17 protein-coding genes and 1 pseudogene are annotated in these 20022 nt (G+C 65.5%); 10 read left to right on the forward strand and 8 right to left on the reverse strand.

Translation table 11 applies throughout. The features are described from left to right. The first annotated feature begins 32 nt into the window (after positions 1–32). From ONR75_RS18665 to ONR75_RS18680, 4 genes are all read left to right on the forward strand, one after another. Positions 33–1457 (forward strand): amidase, encoded by a 1425-nt coding sequence (locus ONR75_RS18665; RefSeq protein WP_265078575.1) that lies wholly within the window; start codon positions 33–35, stop codon positions 1455–1457. An 88-nt stretch (positions 1458–1545) separates the two neighbouring features. Next, on the forward strand, positions 1546–2007 hold the full coding sequence (locus ONR75_RS18670) for a hypothetical protein (RefSeq protein ID WP_265078576.1): 462 nt from the start codon (positions 1546–1548) through the stop codon (positions 2005–2007). A gap of 126 nt (positions 2008–2133) precedes the next feature. After that, positions 2134–2913 (forward strand): transporter substrate-binding domain-containing protein, encoded by a 780-nt coding sequence (locus ONR75_RS18675; RefSeq protein WP_413776364.1) that lies wholly within the window; start codon positions 2134–2136, stop codon positions 2911–2913. Positions 2914–3115: 202 nt separating this feature from the next. Further along, positions 3116–3778 (forward strand): DUF2147 domain-containing protein, encoded by a 663-nt coding sequence (locus ONR75_RS18680; RefSeq protein WP_265078577.1) that lies wholly within the window; start codon positions 3116–3118, stop codon positions 3776–3778. 57 nt (positions 3779–3835) lie between these two features. Here the strand turns inward: ONR75_RS18680 and ONR75_RS18685 are convergent, their stop codons facing one another. Further along, positions 3836–4243: a cupin domain-containing protein gene (locus tag ONR75_RS18685; RefSeq protein ID WP_265078578.1), complete on the reverse strand. Its 408-nt coding sequence runs from the start codon at positions 4241–4243 to the stop codon at positions 3836–3838. A 141-nt stretch (positions 4244–4384) separates the two neighbouring features. Next, positions 4385–5083, reverse strand: coding sequence for a ribonuclease activity regulator RraA (locus ONR75_RS18690; RefSeq protein WP_265078579.1), 699 nt, complete (start codon positions 5081–5083; stop codon positions 4385–4387). A 238-nt stretch (positions 5084–5321) separates the two neighbouring features. Between ONR75_RS18690 and pxpB the strand changes: the two genes are divergently transcribed. Genes pxpB through ONR75_RS18705 form a run of 3 tightly spaced genes read left to right on the forward strand, consistent with a single transcriptional unit; the run spans position 5322 to position 7903 of the window. Next, positions 5322–6053, forward strand: a complete 732-nt coding sequence (pxpB, locus tag ONR75_RS18695; protein WP_265078580.1) for a 5-oxoprolinase subunit PxpB — start codon at positions 5322–5324, stop codon at positions 6051–6053. After that, complete coding sequence (locus tag ONR75_RS18700; protein ID WP_265078581.1) at positions 6050–7105, forward strand: biotin-dependent carboxyltransferase family protein; 1056 nt, start codon at positions 6050–6052, stop codon at positions 7103–7105. The genes pxpB and ONR75_RS18700 overlap by 4 nt, the downstream gene beginning before the upstream one ends. A 33-nt stretch (positions 7106–7138) precedes the next feature. Then, positions 7139–7903, forward strand: a complete 765-nt coding sequence (locus ONR75_RS18705) for a LamB/YcsF family protein (protein ID WP_265078582.1) — start codon at positions 7139–7141, stop codon at positions 7901–7903. A 152-nt stretch (positions 7904–8055) separates the two neighbouring features. Here the strand turns inward: ONR75_RS18705 and ONR75_RS18710 are convergent, their stop codons facing one another. The 6 genes from ONR75_RS18710 to ONR75_RS18735 form a co-directional block, all read right to left on the reverse strand. Continuing rightward, complete coding sequence (locus ONR75_RS18710; RefSeq protein ID WP_265078583.1) at positions 8056–9096, reverse strand: aliphatic amidase; 1041 nt, start codon at positions 9094–9096, stop codon at positions 8056–8058. A gap of 159 nt (positions 9097–9255) precedes the next feature. Next, entirely contained in the window at positions 9256–9408 is a 153-nt protein-coding gene (locus tag ONR75_RS18715; protein WP_265078584.1) for a hypothetical protein, read from the reverse strand. A gap of 199 nt (positions 9409–9607) precedes the next feature. After that, the gene (locus tag ONR75_RS18720) at positions 9608–11209 is read right to left on the reverse strand and encodes a sulfite reductase subunit alpha (protein WP_265078585.1); all 1602 of its coding nucleotides are present in this window, start codon (positions 11207–11209) and stop codon (positions 9608–9610) included. Beyond that, positions 11206–12993, reverse strand: coding sequence for a NirA family protein (locus ONR75_RS18725; RefSeq protein ID WP_265078586.1), 1788 nt, complete (start codon positions 12991–12993; stop codon positions 11206–11208). The genes ONR75_RS18720 and ONR75_RS18725 overlap by 4 nt, the downstream gene beginning before the upstream one ends. Positions 12994–13371: 378 nt before the next feature. Continuing rightward, positions 13372–14541: a CmpA/NrtA family ABC transporter substrate-binding protein gene (locus tag ONR75_RS18730; RefSeq protein ID WP_265078587.1), complete on the reverse strand. Its 1170-nt coding sequence runs from the start codon at positions 14539–14541 to the stop codon at positions 13372–13374. Further along, a complete protein-coding gene (locus ONR75_RS18735) occupies positions 14538–15128 on the reverse strand; it encodes an ANTAR domain-containing response regulator (RefSeq protein WP_265078588.1) in 591 nt (196 codons plus the stop codon). The genes ONR75_RS18730 and ONR75_RS18735 overlap by 4 nt, the downstream gene beginning before the upstream one ends. A 112-nt stretch (positions 15129–15240) precedes the next feature. On the opposite strand from ONR75_RS18735, the gene rimO reads away from it, so the two are divergent. The 3 genes and pseudogenes from rimO (at position 15241) to argC (ending at position 19238) form a co-directional block, all read left to right on the forward strand. Further along, a complete protein-coding gene (rimO, locus tag ONR75_RS18740) occupies positions 15241–16569 on the forward strand; it encodes a 30S ribosomal protein S12 methylthiotransferase RimO (RefSeq protein ID WP_265078589.1) in 1329 nt (442 codons plus the stop codon). Between the two features lie 400 nt (positions 16570–16969). Further along, the gene (locus tag ONR75_RS18745; RefSeq protein ID WP_265078590.1) at positions 16970–18166 is read left to right on the forward strand and encodes an acetylornithine transaminase; all 1197 of its coding nucleotides are present in this window, start codon (positions 16970–16972) and stop codon (positions 18164–18166) included. A gap of 95 nt (positions 18167–18261) precedes the next feature. Continuing rightward, positions 18262–19238: pseudogene (gene argC, locus ONR75_RS32495) on the forward strand (N-acetyl-gamma-glutamyl-phosphate reductase). The last annotated feature ends 784 nt before the right edge of the window (positions 19239–20022 follow it).

A 20022-nucleotide genomic window follows, 5' to 3' on the forward strand; every position in this document is an offset into this window, starting at 1 on the left:
TAGCAACGGACTCCCTCCTCCGAGTATCCCGCATGGCTTTCAAGGAATATGCCGAGTTCGACGCCGTCGGTCTCGCCGAACTGGTGCGCAGCAAGCAGGTCAGTGCCGGCGAACTGCTGGATGAAGCCGTCGCGCGCACCGACGCGGTCAACCCCGCCATCAACGCGGTCGTGGTCCGGCACGACGATTACGCACGACAGCAGATCAGGGACGGCCTGCCCGACGCGCCGTTCGCCGGCGTGCCGTTCCTGCTCAAGGACCTCGACCTGCTCGACGGCACCCGCACCACCTTCGGCGCCAATCTCTTCAGGGACAACGTCGCCGACCACACCGGCACCCTCGCCGGGCGTTTCCTCAAGGCCGGCCTGACCATCTTCGGCAAGAGCGCGAGCCCGGAATTCGGGCTGATGCCGACCACCGAATGCCGCCTGCATGGCCCGACCCGCAATCCCTGGAATCTCGCACACTCCTCCGGCGGCTCATCCGGCGGCGCCGCAGCCGCCGTAGCCGCGCGGATCCTGCCGGTGGCCCATGCCAGCGACGGCGGCGGCTCGATCCGGATTCCGGCTGCGGCCTGCGGCGTGTTCGGCCTGAAGCCGACCCGCGCCCGCAATCCTGTCGGCCCCGATCGCGGCGAAGGCTGGGGCGGCTTTTCCTGCAGCCATGTGGTCAGCATCAGCGTGCGCGACAGCGCGGCGATGCTCGACGCCGTGCACGGCCCGGAGCCGACCAGCCCCTATCACGCGCCGGTGCCGCAGCGTCCGTTCCTCGACGAGATCAGCCGCGAGCCCGGCCGGTTGCGCATCTCCTTCACCGACAAGTCGCCCTATGGCGACGCCATCGATCCCGAGATTGCCGCCGCGGTACGCGACGTCGCCACCCTGCTGGAAGGACTTGGCCACCACATCGAGGAGCGCGCGCCGGTGTTGCCGGCCGATCCGGCGCAGGTGATCGCGGCGATCGTCGCCGCCAACACCGCCCTGACGGTGCGGCTCGCCGAGCAGAAACTGGGCCGTGCCGTGACCGCGGATGATTTCGAGAAACTGACCCTGGGCAGCGCCCACAATGCGCGAAAAGCCAGCGCGGTCGACTATGTCGCCGCGCAGCAAAATGCTTTCCTGATCTCACGCGCCGTGACCGCCTTCTTCGCGGGCTGCGATGTATTCCTGTCGCCGACGCTGTGCCTGCCGCCGGTGCGGCTTGGCGAGATCGACACGATGTCGGACAATCTCGGCGGCATCGCGCCGTTGCTGCGGCGCTATATGCCGGGCACCAGCATGGCCAACATGACCGGCCAGCCGTCGATGTCGGTGCCGCTGGCCTGGAGCGCTAGTGGACTGCCTCTCGGCATGATGTTCACCGGTCATTTTGGCGACGAGGCGACGCTGTTTTGCGTTGCAGCGCAGCTCGAGCAGATCCGTCCGTGGCGGCACAAGCGGCCGCCGATCTGCGCCTGAATTCGGCCAAAAGCCTTTCTTAACAAGGAACCTGCTATAGTTGATGGAGTCATATTTGTAGTTCAGCAGGTTGCCGGGAGATGCGTTTTTGAACCAGAACGATCCGACCGATCATGCACTCGCGGCGATTGCGAGCATTCTCGATCATCCCGCCGAGAACCTGAGCCCCAGGACGGAGTCCGCTGCCCCGCCGGCGGCTGACGAACCGGCCCACGCTGCCGAACCGGTGGAGGAGCCGGCTCCGAGCATTGCCCCCGAACCGGAGGCCATCGACGTCGATCACTACGTGAAACTCGGCCCTGGTCCGCTCGAGGCGATCCGGTTTCGCTGGGCAGCGCGGCGCGACGACGAAGGCCGCTACTTCGTCGACGAGACCATCGGTTCGAATTCACGGCCGCTGAGCAGCGGGCCGATGCCGAAGGACGAGGTGATCGGTTTCATCGACGCGCGAGCCCGCGAGGCGCAGCAGCGCTTTGACGCGCTGAAAAGCCAGATGACACTCCGCCCGCACGACGCCGACCACGACGGCTACGAAGCCGGCGAGAGCTGACGCATCCCACCGTCGGACAACGGTGTGTCGATCGCTTCCCCGCGTTGAAACGCGCCGGCATCCCTGTAGAATGGCCGTCAACCTGCGCATCCAATCGCGGTGATGTGGGACAATGGGGGACACAATATGAGGGGACGCCTCGCAGCCGGCCTGTGCGCCGCGCTGATGTTCATGACCGCGCCGTTGCTCGCTCAGACGCCGTCGCGGCTCGACGACATCGTCAAGCGCGGGACCATTCGCGTCGGCCTGACCGGCGATTACATGCCGTTCAGTTCGTACCAGGGCGACACATCGACCTTTCGCGGCTTCGACGTCGACATGGCGGAAGCCCTGGCGAAGGCTCTCGGCGTCAAGGCCGAATACGTCAAGACCAGCTGGCCGAAACTGATGGCGGATTTCGAGGCCGATCAATTCGACATGGCCATGGGCGGCGTATCCATCACCCTCGATCGCCAGAAGAAGGGACTGTTCTCGACCCCGATCATGCGCGAGGGCAAGACGCCGATCGCCCGCTGCGCCGACAATGGCAAGTTCGAGACGCTCGCCGAGATCGATCGGCCCGGCGTCCGCGTGATCGTCAATCCCGGCGGCACCAACGAGCGCTTTGCGCGGGCCCATGTGAAGAACGCCGAGATCAGGATGCACAACGACAATGTGACCATCTTCGATGAGATCGCCAACGGCCGCGCCGACCTGATGATGACCGATTCATCGGAGACTTTGTACCAGCAGAAACTGCATCGCGGCGTGCTGTGCGCGGTACATCCCGGCAAGCCGTTCGACTTCGCCGAAAAGGCCTACTGGCTGCAGCGCGATGTACCGCTGAAGGCGTTCGTCGATCAGTGGCTGCACATCGTCATCGAGGACGGCAGCTACAAGTCCATCTACAGCCGCTGGTTCGACTAGATTTTCATCACATCGGCGGTCGCATTTCGCCAAGAAAATGTCGCCATCCGCGGGCACCTTGTGCGGCGTCGGCACGCCTTGGCGTGGCTTCGGCATTGACCGGTCGCGCATCGCGGCCGTCGCCAACGCGCCTGCGGCAGATCACCGACGCTGCGCGCCGCGTATGAAACCAGACTGATAGCAAACCGCTCAGGAGGTCATCATGAAACGGCTTGTGACCCTCGCCACACTGCTATTGGCCGGCACCGCCGCCCAGGCGACCGATGTCTCGATAGCCAATAGCACCGATTGCCGTAATACACCCTGCCCTGCGACGGCGATTCCGGCGCGTACGCCATCACCCGCCAAACACAGCGCCGCCGCACCGGCCGCGGTTCAGGTGAAACCGCACGCCGCGAACGCGGCCAAGTCCGCCGACAAGGTCACCAAACTGAGCGCGGTGCCGGCTTCGGTGGCCGCGGCGCGCGCCGAAATGCCGGTGGCCAAGCCGGCGACGCCCGCGGTGACCAACCCCGCGGTTGTGGCGTCGCTGCAGAAACAGCAGCCCGTGGCTCCGCGTCCGCCGAGTTCCCCGCTCGGGGTCTGGCTCACCGAGGAGAAGGAAGGCAAGGTTCGCATCGAGCCTTGCGGCACCAACCTGTGCGGCTATTCTGTGAACACACAGACCGACGCCAATGCCGATCAGGTGCTGATCAACATGAAGCCTGTGAGCGATATCAAATGGAGCGGCCGGATCTTCGATCCCAACAGCGGCAGCACATATGATTCCACCATCGCGCTGAAGAGCCCGGACAGCCTGCGCGTACAGGGCTGCGCCTTCGGCGGGATGTTCTGCGGCGGCCAGACCTGGAGCCGGGTGAACTGAGCGTCACTTCGCCCCACTGCGGACGTTGCGCCTGCCCCGAACGACAACAGACGTTTGTCAGCCGCCCACCGCTGCATTGTAGTCCGCGTCGGACACCTGCTCCATCCAGGTGGCAAAGCTGCCGTCGAGGGATTCCTGCATGGCGATATGGACCATGCCGTTGCTCGGCGAGGCGCCGTGCCAGTGCTTCTCGCCAGGCGGAATCCACACGGTGTCGCCGGGCCTGATTTCCCTGACGGGCTCGCCCAGCGTCTGCACCCGGCCAACGCCGGAGATCACATACAGGGTCTGGCCGAGCGGATGGCTGTGCCAGGCGGTGCGGGCGCCGGGCTCGAAGCCGACGCGGGTCGCCACCAGCCGCGCCGGCGCTTCCGCCGCGACGATCGGGTCCTGCCAGACAGTGCCGGTGAAATAGTCCTGCGGCGCGCGTGCCGTAGGACGCGAACCGGCGGCGATGATCTTCATGGCATGACCTCCTGAGCAACCCTCATGGTGAGGAGCGCGCTCTTGGCGCGAGTCTCGAACCATGAGGGATGAACATTCCCCCATCCTTCGAGACGCGGCGAAGCCGCCGCTCCTCAGGATGAGGGTTGATAACAACAGTCGTTACTTCTTCGACGCGGCGTAGCGCGCCTTGGTCTCGGCGTTCATCGGATACAGGCCCGGCAGCACGGCGCCGTTGTTGACCTCGTCGACGATCCACGCCTCCATGCGCTCCTGCTCCGCGCCTTCGGCGAGGATCAGGTCGAGGAAGGCCTTGGGGATGACCACCGCGCCGTCCTGGTCGGCGACGATGACGTCATCCGGGAAAATGGCAACGCCGCCGCAGCCGATCGGTTCGCCCCAGCCGACGAAGGTGAGGCCGGCGACCGACGGCGGCGCGGCATAGCCGGCACACCACACCGGCAGGTCGGTACCGAGCACGCCTTCGAGATCGCGGACGGCGCCATCGGTGACCAATGCAGTCACGCCGCGCTTCTTCATGCGCGCGCAGAGGATGTCGCCGAAGATGCCGGCATCGACGACGCCCATGGCGTCCACCACCGCGATGCAGCCATCCGGCATGGCTTCGATGGCGGTGCGGGTCGAGATCGGCGACGACCACGACTCGGGCGTGGCGAGATCCTCGCGCGCCGGCACGAAGCGCAGCGTGAAGGCCGGGCCGACCAGGCGCGGTGCGCCGGGACGCAGCGGCCGGGCGCCGCGCAGCCAGACGTTCCGCAGCCCCTTCTTCAGCAGGACCGTGGTGATGGTCGCCGTTGAGACTTTCGACAGAATGGCGATGGCTTCGGGGGTCAGGGACATGGCGCGGCTTCTTCCGGTGAGGTTTGATTGGCGGCGCATCTTGCGGGGCAAGGCCGCCGCGTCAAGGGGCGTCAGCGCGCATCGCAAGGCGCGCCACGCATGGCAACCGATCACCCCAGCTTATCGCACTGATGTGCATTAATTTATTGAAGTCGCACGGCTATTTGCAAGAAAGCGAATTCCGTTCCGCGGTGAAACGCGCTACAGCTGCAGCGTCCAACACCGATGTTGTGAGGCCATGATCGCGCCCCTTTCCCCGCCCCGTATCCTGCCCAGTGGCGACGCCGCGATCACGGTCGAGTTCAGCCGCACCATCGACGCCGACGCCAATCGCCGCGTGCTGGCGCTCGATCGCCATTTGGCGCGCGAGCCGATCGCGGGGATCACCGAGACCGTCCCGACCTATCGCTCGCTGCTGGTGCATTACGATCCGCTGCAGATCCCCTTCGACATGCTCGGCGAACAGCTGGCGGTGCTGGGCCAGCTGCCGGTGCCTGCGGCCGCCCCGGCGCGGCGCTGGCGCGTTCCGGTGGCCTATGGCGGCGAGAACGGCATCGATCTCGAAGATGTCGCCAGGACCCTGAACATCACCCCGGACGAGGTGGTGGCGCGCCATGTCGCCGGCGACTATCGCGTCGCCATGATCGGCTTCACGCCGGGCTGGTCCTATCTCAGCGGCCTGTCGCCGGACATGCAGATGTCGCGACGACAAAATCCCCGGCTGTTGACGCCGGCCGGCACCGTCTCGATCGGCGGCATCCAGACCGGCATCCAGTGTCTCGCCGGCCCCAGCGGCTGGCACCTGCTCGGGCGTACAGCAGTCCGCACCTATCAGCTGCATCGCGATCCGATCTTCCTGCTGGAGCCCGGCGATGCCATCACCTTCTCGGCAGTGGACGAAAAAACCTTCGCCGAACAGGAGCGCGCCGCCGACGCCGGCGAGTTCGTCGCCGAACTGATGCCCTCATGAGCAAGCTCCTCATCACCGCCATCAGTCCCGGAAGCTCAGTGCAGGACGCCGGCCGGTTCGGCGCGCAACGTTACGGCCTGGTGCCGTCCGGCGCCGTCGACCGGGTGGCGCTCGCTGCCGCCAATGCGCTGCTCGGCAATGCGCTGTTTGCCGCCGCCATCGAGATCGGTCCGCTCAATGCCGTCGTCACCGCGCACGGCGGCGCAGTCCGCGTCGCCCTCACCGGCGCCACGCGCCCGGCCGACATCGCCGGACAACCGGTCGCGCTGAATACGTCGGTGACGCTCAATGACGGCGAGAGCCTGAACATCGGTGTCGCCCGCGGCGGCGTGTTCGGCTACCTCGCCATCGTCGGCGGCGTGCAGGGCGAGCCGATGTTCGGCAGCCTTGCGGTCAATGCCCGCGCCGGACTCGGCAGCCCCTATCCGCGCCCGCTGCAGCCGGGCGACGAGTTGCAGCTCGCCACGGCCGTCGGCAGCAGTGGCAGTGAGAAGCGCATCGATCTGCCGGCACCGGCGGATGGCCCCATTCGCGTGGTGATGGGCCCGCAGGACGACGAGTTCGGCGACGACGCCATACGGGCGTTTCTCGACAGCGAGTGGAAAATCTCGGCCATGAGCGACCGCATGGGCTATCGCCTCGAAGGTCCGGCGATCAAGCACCTGCACGGCCACAACATCGTCTCCGACGGCACCGTCAATGGCAGCATCCAGGTGCCCGGCAACGGCGCGCCGATCATGTTGATGCCGGATCGGGGCACCTCGGGCGGCTATCCGAAGATCGCCACGGTGATCTCGACGGACCTTGGCCGCTTCGGCCAGACCCAGCCCGGCCGCGGCTTCCGCTTCAAGGCCATCAGCATGGCGGAAGCGCAGGCGGAATACCGCGCCACCGCCGACTTGCTGCGCAGCCTGCCCGGCCGCGTCCAGGACGCCGATACGCAGTCGCTCGACATCGAGGCGCTGACCTCGGCCAATGTCGCCGGCGTCGCCGTCAGCGCCACCGACGCCTGGAGCTGGCAGACCCAAATGCCGGCGGAGGCCGGCGACTAGTTTTCAAAACCCTGCGAAGCGGAAAGCACAACCATGAGCATCGATCTGAACTGCGATCTGGGCGAAAGTTTCGGTGTCTGGGAGATGGGCAACGACGCCGCCATGATCGATCTGGCGAGTTCGGTCAACATCGCCTGCGGCTATCACGCAGGCGACGCCGACGTGATGCGCAAGACGGTGCAACTCGCCAAAGCACGCAACGTCTCGATCGGCGCACATCCCGGCTACCGCGACCTGCACGGCTTCGGGCGCCGGCCGATCGTCGGCCTGACGGCACTGGAGATCGAGAACCTGGTCGCCTACCAGATCGGCGCGCTGCAATCGATCGCCGCCATGGAAGGCTACAAGGTCACCCACGTGAAGGCGCACGGCGCCATCTCCAACGTCGCCTGCGAGGACGACATGACGGCGCGCGCCATCGCCGCTGGCATCAAGGGCGTCGACCGCAACCTGGTGTTCGTGGTGCTGTCGAATTCCAAGCTGGTCAGCGCCGGCGAAGCCGCCGGCCTGCAGCTGGCGCACGAAGTGTTCGCCGACCGCGCCTACGAGGACAATGGCAACCTGGTGTCACGCAAGAAGCCCGGCGCGGTGCTGCACGATCCCGTCATGGTCGCCGAACGCGTGGTGCGCATGGTGCAGGACGGCGCGGTGACGTCGATCACCGGCAAGGTCATCAAGATGAAGATGGACACGGTCTGCATTCACGGCGACACGCCGGGCGCCGTGGAGCTCGGCCGCCACGTACGCGACGGGTTGAAGGCGGCGGGGATCGATGTGAAGCCGTTCAAGGCGGGATAAACCTCCACCACGGCAAGCACCGCCCTCATGGTGAGGAGCGCGTCTCCTCGGCGCGCGTCTCGAACCATGACGCGCGTGGCATCCTTCGAGACGCGGCGAAGACGCCGCTCCTCAGGATGAGGTCGGAGGTTGTGGCCTTGCTCAGGCCTACATCACCTGTCGTTCAACATCCCCTCATGCGGCAGACCCTCGATCGGGCATTCTTCCACACCCACCGTGGTGCGCGTGAACGCCTCGACGTTCTCGCGCGCCTTTTCGGGATCAGAGACCCAGGTCGAGTAGAAATCGAACGGGCAGCCGCTGACGCCCTTGTTGCTTTCGCCGGAATTGATGGTGCCGGTGTAGCCGCGGTGCAGCAGCTTGAAGAGATGGTTTTCCGACTGGCCGTTGCGGCGGGCGTCGCGGATCAATGATTTCGACAGCGCGGCGTACTGGATGCCGTAATCCTCTTCGCCGCATTCGCCGAGGGTGCGCCCGTCGAAGCCGATGATTGCCGAATGACCGAAATAAGAATAGACGCCGTCGAAGCCCGACGCATTGGCAACTGCGACATAGACGTTGTTGGCCCAGGCCATCGCCTTGGCCATCAGGACCTGCTGGTCCTTGGCCGGATACATGTAGCCCTGGCAGCGCACGATCAGTTCGGCGCCCTTCATGGCGCAGTCGCGCCAGATCTCCGGATAGTTGCCGTCATCGCAGATGATCAGCGAGACCTTGAGGCCCTTCGGGCCTTCCGAGACGTAGGTGCAGTTGCCGGGATACCAGCCCTCGATCGGCACCCACGGCATGATCTTGCGATACTTCTGCACGATCTCGCCCTGATCGTTCATCAGAATGAGCGTGTTGTACGGCGCCTTGTGCGGATGCTGCTCATGGCGCTCGCCGGTCAGCGAGAACACGCCCCACACCTTGGCCTTGCGGCACGCTGCGGCAAAAATGTCAGTCTCCTCGCCCGGAACCTGTGACGCCGTCTCGTACATCTCCGCGGAGTCGTACATGATCCCTTGCGTGGAATATTCCGGAAAGATCACCAGATCCATGCCGGGCAGTCCGGACTTCATGCCGACGATCATGTCGGCGATCTTCTGCGCGTTGGCCAGCACCTCGGCCTTGGTATGCAGCCGCGGCATCTTGTAGTTCACGACGGCGACGCCGACGGTGTCCTTGCTGGATGAAATATCGCCGTGGTGCATCGCTGAACTCCCTGCCAGAACCGACGTCTGTCGGCGTCATGCAAGGAGGACCAGGCCACCGACATCGCGCCGCGTCGAACGGGCGCTACAGTCAGCCAGCTACGGTCGCGCAGCCATACGTGGATCTCGCGGATGCAGGAAGGCTCCTACGCGGGACGATCAGAACGGATGGACCGACAGTGTCCCCAGCACGATGGCGGCGATCAGCGCCAGCGAGCTGTACAGCGCGAAGGTCTGGATATGGACGGCCGAGCCGCGCGATGCCATGCGGGCACGTCCATGCAAGCGGGCTTCCGCAGACAGTTCACGCATCGTGGTTCTCCAATCGGGCATCTCACGCATAACAAAATGCTGATTTGCCCCTGAAGCAAGCGCGCCTCGAAAATAACGATACGGACTCCGCAAAACCACGCTGCAGAGACGAAACATCTCCGGATCGATTCATCGCGAGAATTTTATTCGCTCAAGTTTTATGGACTGACGGTATTCCTGATCGTCGCCCCCGGCAGTCTCAGTACACGTCCTGCTGGAAGCGCCCGCTCTTCTTGAGGTTGGCGACGAACAGCACCGCCTCGTCGGTGGAGCGCGCGCCGTGCTGGGCGACGATGTCGACCATGGCGCGTTCGACATCCTTGGCCATGCGCTTGGCGTCGCCGCAGATATAGACGTGGGCGCCCTCGGCGAGCCAGGTCCAGAGGTCGCGGCCGACCTCGCGCATGCGATCCTGCACGTAGAATTTTTCGCCGGCATCGCGCGACCACGCCAGCGACAGCCGGGTGAGAAAACCCTCGCTCTTCATGGCGTTGAGCTCATCGGCATAGAAGAAGTCCGAGGCGCTGCGCTGGTGGCCGAAGAACAGCCAGTTCTTGCCCGGCGCCCTGGTCGCCTTGCGGTCGTGCAGGAAGGCGCGGAACGGCGCGACGCCGGTGCCAGGTCCGACCATGATGATCGACGTTTCCGGGTTCTCCGGCAACGCAAAACCGTGCGCCTTCTGCACGTAGACCTTGAGCTGGTCGCCGGGCTGGATGCGATCGGCGAGAAAGCTGGAAGCCAGCCCGTGCCGCTTGCGCTTGCCCACCACATAGCGGACGACGTCCACCGTCAGCGACAACTTGCCAGGCGTGGCATTGTGCGACGACGAGATCGAATACAATCGCGGCTGCAGCGGCTCCAGCGCCTCGACGAAGGCTTCCGGATGCGGCCGCACATTGGAGAATTTCTGCAGCGCCGCCATCACGTCGAGCGTCGCGGCATCGCCGTCGGGGTCTTCGCCCTGCGCCAGCGCGCGTGCCTTGGCGCGCGTCGTGCCACCGGTGAGATAGGAGATCAGCTCGAACAGGCTGTCCGGCGCCGGCGCCAGCGACACCTCGTTCTGCAGCACCTCGCGCAGCGTCTTGCCGCGCACCTCGGTGGTGTGCGACGCGCCGAGCAGCGCGATGATCTGGTCGACATGACCGAGATCATTGGACGCGAAGATGCCGAAGCTGTCGCCGACCACATAGTCGAGCCCGCAGCCCGACAGGTCGAAATCGATATGCCAGGTTTCCTTCTCCGAGCCCTTGCCGTTGAGCAGGCGGCGGCCAAGGAAGGTCGCAGGCGCCGGATTGTCGCGGGAGCGGCCGAGCGTCGCGGGATCGGGCGCGGCAGGCGCCGCCGGCTCGTCCACCGCTTTGGCGGCTGGTGCACCACCTGCCGCCGGCGCCTTCTCCAGCTCCTCGTGCAGCGTCTTCAGCATCCGCGCGGTTTCCTTGCCGCCGGGCACACAGAGGTTGAGCCGCGCCTCGGCCTTGCCGGCCAGCGCATCTGCGTAGTCGTTGCAGTTGTAGCCGCACTGGCCGCAGTCCTGCTGCGCCATCGCCGCCATCATCTTGCGCCTGATCGGCTTGCCCTCGGCGAGCTTCATGCGGTCGGCGATCGGCATGGTCTGGTCGTGCCACGGCGCGCCGTCGTCCTCTTCCGCCATCACGGCAGCGCCCTGCTCCGCCGACAGCGGCGTGGGCGCATCCGACAGCAGGCCGGCGAAGAAGCCGTTCAGCCACGAACGCTGCGCTTCCGAGAACGGCGCAGACGCGGGAATGATCTCGACTTTGGGAGGCGGCGTCATCTGGTTCATGCGGACACCTGTGCGTCGGCGAGTTTGCGCAGCGTCTCGCCGTCGTGGCGGCGCGCGAAAGTGAGAAAGGTTTCATCGGGCGAGGCGCGGTTCGCCATGTAGGCCTTGAGCAGTTTTTCCACCACGAGCGGCGCGTCGTCCGACTTGATGTCGCGATAGACCTCCTGCCCGACATCCGCACCGGGCCCGAAGCTGCCGCCGGTGAAGATATGAAAACCGTCGACCGTATCATCGCCGTCGCCCACCGCGACGCGCGCGCCGATCATGCCGACGTCGCTGATGTAATGCTGCGCGCAGGAATGGTGGCAGCCGGTGAGATGGATGTTGATCGGCGTATCCAAGGTGACGCGCGGATCGCACCAGTCGGCCAATGTGGCCGCGGTGGCCTTGGTATCGGCATTGCCGAACTTGCAGCCGGCGCGGCCGGTGCAGGCGATCAGCCCGGCGCGGATTTCGGTGGTGGCGATGGAAAGGCCGATGGCTTCGATGGCGGCGGTGGCCAGCGCCACCTTGTCGTCGGGCACGCCTGGGATCAGCAGGTTCTGCCAGACTGTGAGGCGGATATCGCCGTCGCCGAGATCCCGCGCGATCTTAGCCAGGCCGCGCATCTGGTACGAGGTCACTTTGCCCAGCGGCAGCGCCACGCCGATCCAGTTCAGCCCCGCCTGCTTCTGCTGGTGCACGCCGAGATGCGCGTTGCGGTCGAAGGCCGGGCGCGGTGCCAGTGCCTCGGCCGGCACGCGGGTGAAGGCGTGGCCGAGCTTCTCCTCCACCAGCAGCAGAAACTTGTCCATGCCCATGCCGTCGATGACGTATTTCAGCCGCGCCTTGAGCCGGTTGGTGCGGTCGCCGAGATCGGTGAACACACGCACGATGGCGTCCGACACTTTTGTCGCATCGGCCGGCTTGACGATGATGCCGGTGTCTTTGGCAAAATCCTTGTGGCCGGTGATGCCGCCGATCCCCAGCTTGAACCAGATGCCCGACTCGACGCCGAAACCATCCTTCACCTCGACGGCCTGGAACGCGATGTCGTTGGTGTCTTCGAGCACCGCGATCTTGCCGGCGCCATCGAAGGCCACGTTGAATTTTCGCGGCAGGCCGATCAGCGAGCGGTCGTTGAGGATGTGATAGTGCCACTCGCGCGCATAAGGCCTTGTGTCCAGCAGCTCCTGCGGATCGATGCCGGCGGTCGGCGTGCCCGTGACGTTGCGGATGTTGTCGGCGCCGGAGCCGCGCGAGCACAGGCCAAGATCCTGGATGCCTTCGATCAATGCTACCGCATGCTTCGGCGGGATCTCGCGCAACTGCAGGTTGGCGCGGGTGGTGACATTGGCGAACGGCGCGCACAGCCGGTCCTGCAGGTCGGCCATGCCCGCGAACTGCCAGTGGGTCAGGATGCCGTTGGGAATGCGCAGCCGGCACATATAGGAATCCTGCGTCGGTCCCACATAGAACAGGCCGTAATAGCGCCAGCGAAAGTTGTCGGCCGGTGACGGCCGCGCATCGCTCTGCGCCTGCTCCTTCAGCCTGTGATAGGCATCGAACGGGTGATATTCGCGCTTCCACTTTTCCTGATCGACCAGCTTCTTGCCGGCCGCCAGCGTGCGATCCTGCGCCCTGATATGCGCCGCTTCCGGCCCGGTCGGTTCGGCAGTCGCCTTAGGGGATGCGCCGCCGCCAAAGCCCTTGCCGACGCGGCTGATCTGCAGCCCGGTGGTAAAGCCTTCCAGGTAGCGCTTCTGGTCGTCGGTGAAATCGACGGAGACGGTCTCGATTTTCATGATTGCGACGAAGCTCCTGCAGCCACTCGCGTGGCGCCAACGGGGAAACGGAACGACTAACCGCACAGAACTCAGGGCACATAGCGCGTCTGATGTCTGGAGCGGTCCGATCAGCCTCGTTGCTGCGGAAATCCATCTTGGATAGTGGCCGGCGGGCATCTGCGAACGCCGGCTGGGACAAGACATTCAAGTCTCGTGCCAGCGGCTCGGAAAAATATTCGTCATAAACTTCAGAACGTTATGTCGCTCTGCGGCGGTCGGCTTAGCGCGGCGTGCCGGCATTTTGCACCGCACGCTCAATAATTAGACGGCGACTAAATCGCAGTCACTCGGGTCAGGCACGTTCGTCGGCGCCGCCTCGAACCGCGCGGATGAGCCTCACCCCTTCACGCGCGCGATCTCGAACGCCGCCAGATGCGCGGCGATATTGCGGGGGTCGAAGGCCGGGCCGGCAAATGCGCCGATAGCGTCACCGTCGGCGGCCGGCGGGGCCGCGAGGCCCAGCGCGGCGTCGTAGAGATCCGGCCGGAACACCGCCTCGGCAGTCTTCAACGCCTCCGGGTTGAATGGCGCCTGGCCCCAGCGCACCATCTGGGCATAGAGCCAGGCCGCCTGGGTGGGGTCGGGCCTTGCCGCGCCATTGCGGCCGAAGGCCATGAAGTTCGAATTTTCACGCGGCGCCCCGCCTTTCGCCGTCGCCAAACGCCCCGCCAGCACCGCGTGAATGATCGCGGCGTCGGCATCGACGCGGTCGGGACGCGCCAGCAGCGCCGCGACCTCGTCGCGGTTGCCCGGCTCATCGATGAAGTCGGCGGCCTTCTGGTGCGCGCGGATCAGCGCCGACACGGTGTCCGGATGCTCCTCGGCCCAGCGGCTGCGCACGGCCAGCACCTTCTCGACGGCGCGGGTCAGAATGTCCGGGCCGAAATGCAGGATGCGACCGATGCCGCGTTCAACCGCCACCGCGTTCCACGGCGCGCCGACGCAAAAACCGTCCACATGGCCGTTGGTCAGGCTGTCCACCATGTAGGGCGGCGGCAGCACCACCAGATGCACGTCCTCGTCGGGATCGACGCCGCCGGCGGCCATCCAGAACCGCAGCTGGTAATTATGCGTCGAGAACGGGAACGTCATGCCGAATGTCAGGGGTTCGGCGCCGCTCTTGCGCCTGTCCGCCGCGACGCGGGCCAGCGCCTGCGCGGTCGCCAGGGGATCGGCGATGTCGCCCTGCAGATGCGCCACGATCTGGTCGTGCAGCGCCGGCGACACCGTGATGGCGTTGCCGTTGAGATTGAGCGTGAACGGCGAAATGATCGGCACCTTCACATGGCCGAGCCCGAGGCTCGAGGCGATCGCCACCGGCGCCAGCAGATGGGCGGCATCGAACAGGCCGATATTCAGCTTGTCGCGCACGTTCGACCACGACACCTCGCGCACCAGGGTGACATCGAGGCCTTCGTCCCTGGCAAAGCCCTTGTCGACAGCGACGATCAGCGAGGCCGCATCGACCAGCGGGATGAAGCCGATGTGAAGCGGTTGACCGGTCATTTCAGCAACTCCGCCGCGGTGATGATCGACTGCGCGATATCGCCGATTTTCTTTTTCTCGCGCATCGCGGTGGAGCGCAGCAGCACATAGGCCTCCTCTTCGGTGAGGCCTTTCAGTTTCATCACGATGCCCTTGGCGCGATCGATGATCTTGCGGTCCTCCAGCGCCGACTTGGTGCGCTCGAGTTCGTCCTGCAGCTTGGAGAAGGCATTGAAGCGCGAGATGCACAGATCGAGAATCGGCTTGATGCGCTCCTTCTTGAGCCCGTCCACGATATAGGACGATACCCCGGCGTCCACCGAGGCGCGCGCCGACTCGGAATCGCTCTGGTCGACGAACATCGCCACCGGCCGGCGCACCGCGCGGCTGACCTGGAACATTTGTTCCAGAATATCGCGGCTGGGGTTTTCGAGATCGATCAGGATGACGTCCGGGTCCAGCGCGTAGATCCGCGCCAGCAGGTTGTGCATCTCGCTGATATGCTGGACATCCAGATAGCCGGCCTCGCGCAGCCCCTCCTCGAGGATCGCGGCCCGGATCGGGCTTTCGTCGACGATGACGATCTTTGGCGACGTTTCGTTCGGCATCGGTGTCGGGATTCCCTGCTGGTCCATCCATAACACGGGCTCAGGCCGCTTAAAGCCTTGTATTTATGAGTAAATAGGACTAGCTCCTGCCCTTCAATCAGGCAGATCGAACATGCAGCAGGCCCCCGCGCCCAAAATCTCCTTTGTTTCGCTGGGATGCCCCAAGGCCCTGGTGGATTCCGAACGCATCATCACGCGGCTGCGCGCCGAGGGCTATGAACTGGCGCGCAAGCATGACGGCGCCGACATCGTCATCGTCAACACCTGCGGCTTCCTCGACAGCGCCAAGGCGGAGTCGCTGGGGGCCATCGGCGACGCCATGGCGCAGAACGGCAAGGTGATCGTCACCGGCTGCATGGGCGCCGAGCCCGAGCAGATCGAGGCGGCCTATCCCAACGTGCTCTCCATCACCGGCCCGCAGCAATATGAGAGCGTGCTGGAGGCGGTGCACCGCGCGCTGCCGCCGGTCTACAATCCGCATCTCGACCTGATGCCGCCGCAGGGCATCAAGCTGACGCCGCGGCATTACGCCTATCTGAAGATCTCCGAAGGCTGCAACAACCGCTGCAGCTTCTGCATCATCCCGAAGCTGCGCGGCGATCTGGTGTCGCGCCCGGCTGCCGAGGTGCTGCGCGAGGCCGAGAACCTGGTGAAGGCCGGCGTCAAGGAACTGCTGGTGGTGTCGCAGGACACCTCGGCCTACGGCGTCGATGTGAAGTACGCGACCTCCATCTGGAAGGACCGTGAGGTCCGCGCAAAATTCTACGATCTAGCCAAGGAACTCGGCGAGCTCGGCGCCTGGGTGCGCCTGCAATACGTCTACCCCTACCCGCATGTCGACGAAGTCATCGGCCTGATGAACGCCAACAAGAACGTGCTACCCTATCTCGACATCCCGTTCCAGCACGCCGCACCCGAGGTGCTGAAGGCGATGAAGCGCCCGGCGGCCCAGGACAAGACCCTGGCACGGATCAAGAAGTGGCGCGAGGAGTGCCCGGACCTGACCTTGCGTTCGACCTTCATCGTCGGCTTTCCCGGCGAGACCGAGAGCGATTTCCAGTACCTGCTCGACTGGCTCGAGGAAGCGCAGATCGATCGCGTCGGCGCGTTCAAGTACGAGTCGGTGGCCGGCGCGCCGTCCAATGCGCTCGGCAACGCCGTGCCGGAAGAGATCAAGCAGCAGCGCTGGAACGCGCTGATGGAGCGCCAGCAGAAGATCTCCGCGCGTCGCCTCAAGCGCAAGGTCGGCACCCGCCAGCAGGTGATCATCGACGAGGTCGGCCCGACCGTGTCGAAGGGCCGCTCGAAGTCCGACGCGCCGGCCATCGACGGCGCGGTCTATGTCTCCGCACGTCGCCCGCTCAAGGTCGGCGAGATCGTCACCGCCAAGATCGAACGCGCCGACGCGTATGACCTGCATGGGAGTGTCGCGGGGTTTTGATACCACGCGAACTGTCGTCGCCCGGCCTGCACGCACTTGCGCGCCAGGACCGGGCGACCCAGTAAACGCCGGCGCAGGCGATAGAACCGCGATGCTTCCGGATACTGGATCCCCGCTTTCGCGGGGGATGACACCAGAGAATGCGACACCGCCGCCGCATCGATTCCGCAACTCCACTTGACACACCTCACCCCTCGGCTGTATTCGCCCGCCATGACCTTCAACCGGACCTTGACCCGCGCTGCCCTCCGTCGTCGCTCCTGCGACGATGCCGGGTTGCGCCATGTCCGAAGACGACGCTGAACGCCTGACGTTCAGTACGTTTCGAGAAGGCCGCACCCGCAGTGCGGCCTTCTTCCGTTTCGGGGCCGCCTGTTCATTCCCAGCACAGGAGACCGCCATGACCATCGCCACCCATCCGTTCGACGCCCTGATGGATATCACCCCGCGCCCGCATATCGTCTTCGCCAGGGGCGAAGGCAGCTGGCTGTGGGACGACACCGGCAAGCGCTATCTCGACTTCATCCAGGGCTGGGCGGTGAACAGCCTCGGCCATTCGCCGCCCGTTCTCATCGACGCACTGACCGCGCAAGCCAAACGGCTGATCACGCCGAGTCCGGCGTTCTACAACGACGCCAGCCTCAAGCTCGCCGCGGCGCTGATCGCCCATAGCGCTTTCGACCAAGTGTTCTTCACCAGCTCCGGCGCCGAAGCCAACGAGGGCGCCATCAAGCTCGCGCGCAAGTTTGGCGCGCTGCATCGCAATGGCGCTTACGAGATCATCACCTTCGAGAACTCGTTTCACGGCCGCACGCTGGCGACCATGTCGGCGTCGGGCAAGAAAGCCTTTGAGCCGCTGTTCGAGCCGAAGGTGCCGGGATTCCCCAAGGCTATCACCAATGACATCGCCTCGGTGGAACGGCTGATTGGCGCCAACACCATCGCGGTCATGCTGGAGCCGATCCAGGGAGAATCCGGCGTGTGGCCGGCGACGCCGGAATTCCTCCAGGCGCTACGCGCGCTGACCAAAGAGCACGGGCTGCTGCTGATCGTCGACGAGATCCAGACCGGCATGGGACGCACCGGCACGCTGTTCAACTACGAGCAGGCCAGCATCGCGCCGGATATCATGACGCTGGGCAAGGGCATCGGCGGCGGCGCGCCGCTCGGCGCCCTGCTCGCGACAAATCATGCAGCCGTGTTCGAGCACGGCGACCAGGGCGGTACCTTCAACGGCAATCCGCTGATGTGCGCGGCGGGACTTGCGGTACTCACGCACATCGCCGAGCCGGCCTTCCTGAAGTCGGTGCGCGACCACGGCCTGTTTCTCGCCGACGAGCTGCAGCGCATCTCGGCGCGGCACGGACTCGGCGGCGTGCGCGGCAGCGGGCTGTTGCTGGCGCTCGACCTGAAGCGGCCGATTGCTGCCGCCGTGGTCGCCGCAGCGCTTGAGGACGGTTTGCTGCTCAACGCGCCGCGGCCCGACGCGCTGCGGCTGATGCCGGCACTCAACGTCACCCGCGCCGAGATCAGCCAGATGATCGCCATGCTCGATGCGATCCTGACGCGGATGGGCGCTGCCAGATGCGTCGGATGAGGCGCCAGGCGTGATCCACCAGAATTCGACCGGCTCTATGCGCGTGTGCGCCACCCGGGGCATCGCGCCCAAAATTCAAACATGAGGACACAATGATGAGTATTCGCGTCGGTATTGTCGGGATCAGTGGTTTTGGCGGCGGCGAGGCGATGCGCCTGATCGCGAGCCACCCGTCTTTCGAACTCGTCTACGCCGCGGGCGACGGCAGCGCCGGCAGCCGGTTGGTGGACCGCTTCCCCGGTGTCCCGGCCAGGCTGGCCGAGCTGGTGATTGAGAAGTGGGATCCCGCGACCCTGCCGAAGCTCGACGTGCTGTTCGCGTCGCTGCCGACGGGCGCCTCAGCCGAGGCGCTGGCGCGCGTCCCCAGGGACGTGAAGATCGTCGATATCGGCGGCGACCACCGCTACGTCGAGGGTTGGGCGTACGGGCTGGCTGATGTCTGGCCAGTCCAGATCGGGGGCAGACCCGTGTTGCCAACCCGGGCTGCTTTCCCGCGGCGACGCTGAACGCTCTCACGCCGCTGCTGGTCAACAAGCTGATCGAGCCTGGCAACATCGTGATCGACGCCAAGACCGGCATCTCCGGTGCCGGCCGTGGCGGCGCCGACAGCAGGTTCGGCTACGCCGATAGCAACGAGAACCTGCAGCCCTACGGTCTGCTCAAGCACGTCCACATGCCCGAGATCGCGGAGACGATCGAGCGGCTGAGTGGCGGCAGCGCGGCCGGGCTGGTGTTCACGCCACACCTGGTGCCGATGACCCGCGGCGTGCTCGTCACCATCTACTGCCGCGGCCGCGCCACCACGGACCAGTGCCTGGACGCGGCCCGGCGCTTCTATGCCGGGCGGGCGTTCGTCCGCGTGACCGACAAGCCGCCGCAGACCAAATGGGCGACCGGCTCGAACCTCGCATTCGTCAGCTATGCCGCCGATCCGGAGCGCAATCTGGTGATCGCGATGGGCGTCGTCGACAATCTCGGCAAGGGCGCGGCCGGTCAGGCGATACAGAATGCGAACCTGATCTGCGGCCTGCCGGAAACCACGGGGCTGGACGGCGCACCCCTTTGGCCATGAGATCTCTTGCGAGTCCGTGTTGTCCGTCGTTGGCTTGTGCGACTGCGCGTTCCCCGGACGCGATGCACTACGCCGCTCGGCGGCGCGGTTGCTTCGCAGATCCGGGGTCGGTCCAATCACGGCGCCTGATACGGTCCCGGATCTGCGCAGCAGCATGCGATGCTGCGCATCGCCATGTCGCGGCGCGTCCGGGACACGAGGCCGGCAACGGCGAGCGCAAGAATCTCTCACAAAGACTATTGACTATTATCCTATTTAAGCCTTATAGTCTCCCCGTCCTGTTCACCGAGGGGCGCTTTCATGAGGCGTCTTGGTAGTGGAGCAGGATGCGGTGTCCCGCGCGCGTGCCTCGCAAGCACGCCCCCGGGAGGCGCGGGGAACCGTCCGGCCCCACTAAGAGGGTCTGCCTTGAGTGGCTGGACGCGGACAGTAAAGGCGGGCGAAATCCCGCCGCAGTGGCGTCTCTCAGGGGCGCGCACGCACTGTCCCGGAAGCACGGTCCCGTGGCCCTAAATCCCGCGGTGGCGCGCCCGCATGCGCCGCGACCCGCTTCGCCGTTGCGACGGCGTGACGGATCGCGTCCCAACCACCACAACCGCGCCTGCCGGCGCGCCGCTCCCCTCATGTCTGGAGGGGAGGACTGCTCACACCTCGGACGCCACGGGCGCCGCGAGAACGAGAGCACCTGGCTGTTTGACATTCGAATAGAAAGTTGCGCGAAGGCGCGCATCTTCACCCTCCCCTTTGAGGGGGAGGGTCGGCGCGCAGTCCGCGCAGCGGATGC

It is taken from the genome of Rhodopseudomonas sp. P2A-2r (assembly GCF_026015985.1).
Lineage (GTDB): Bacteria > Pseudomonadota > Alphaproteobacteria > Rhizobiales > Xanthobacteraceae > Tardiphaga.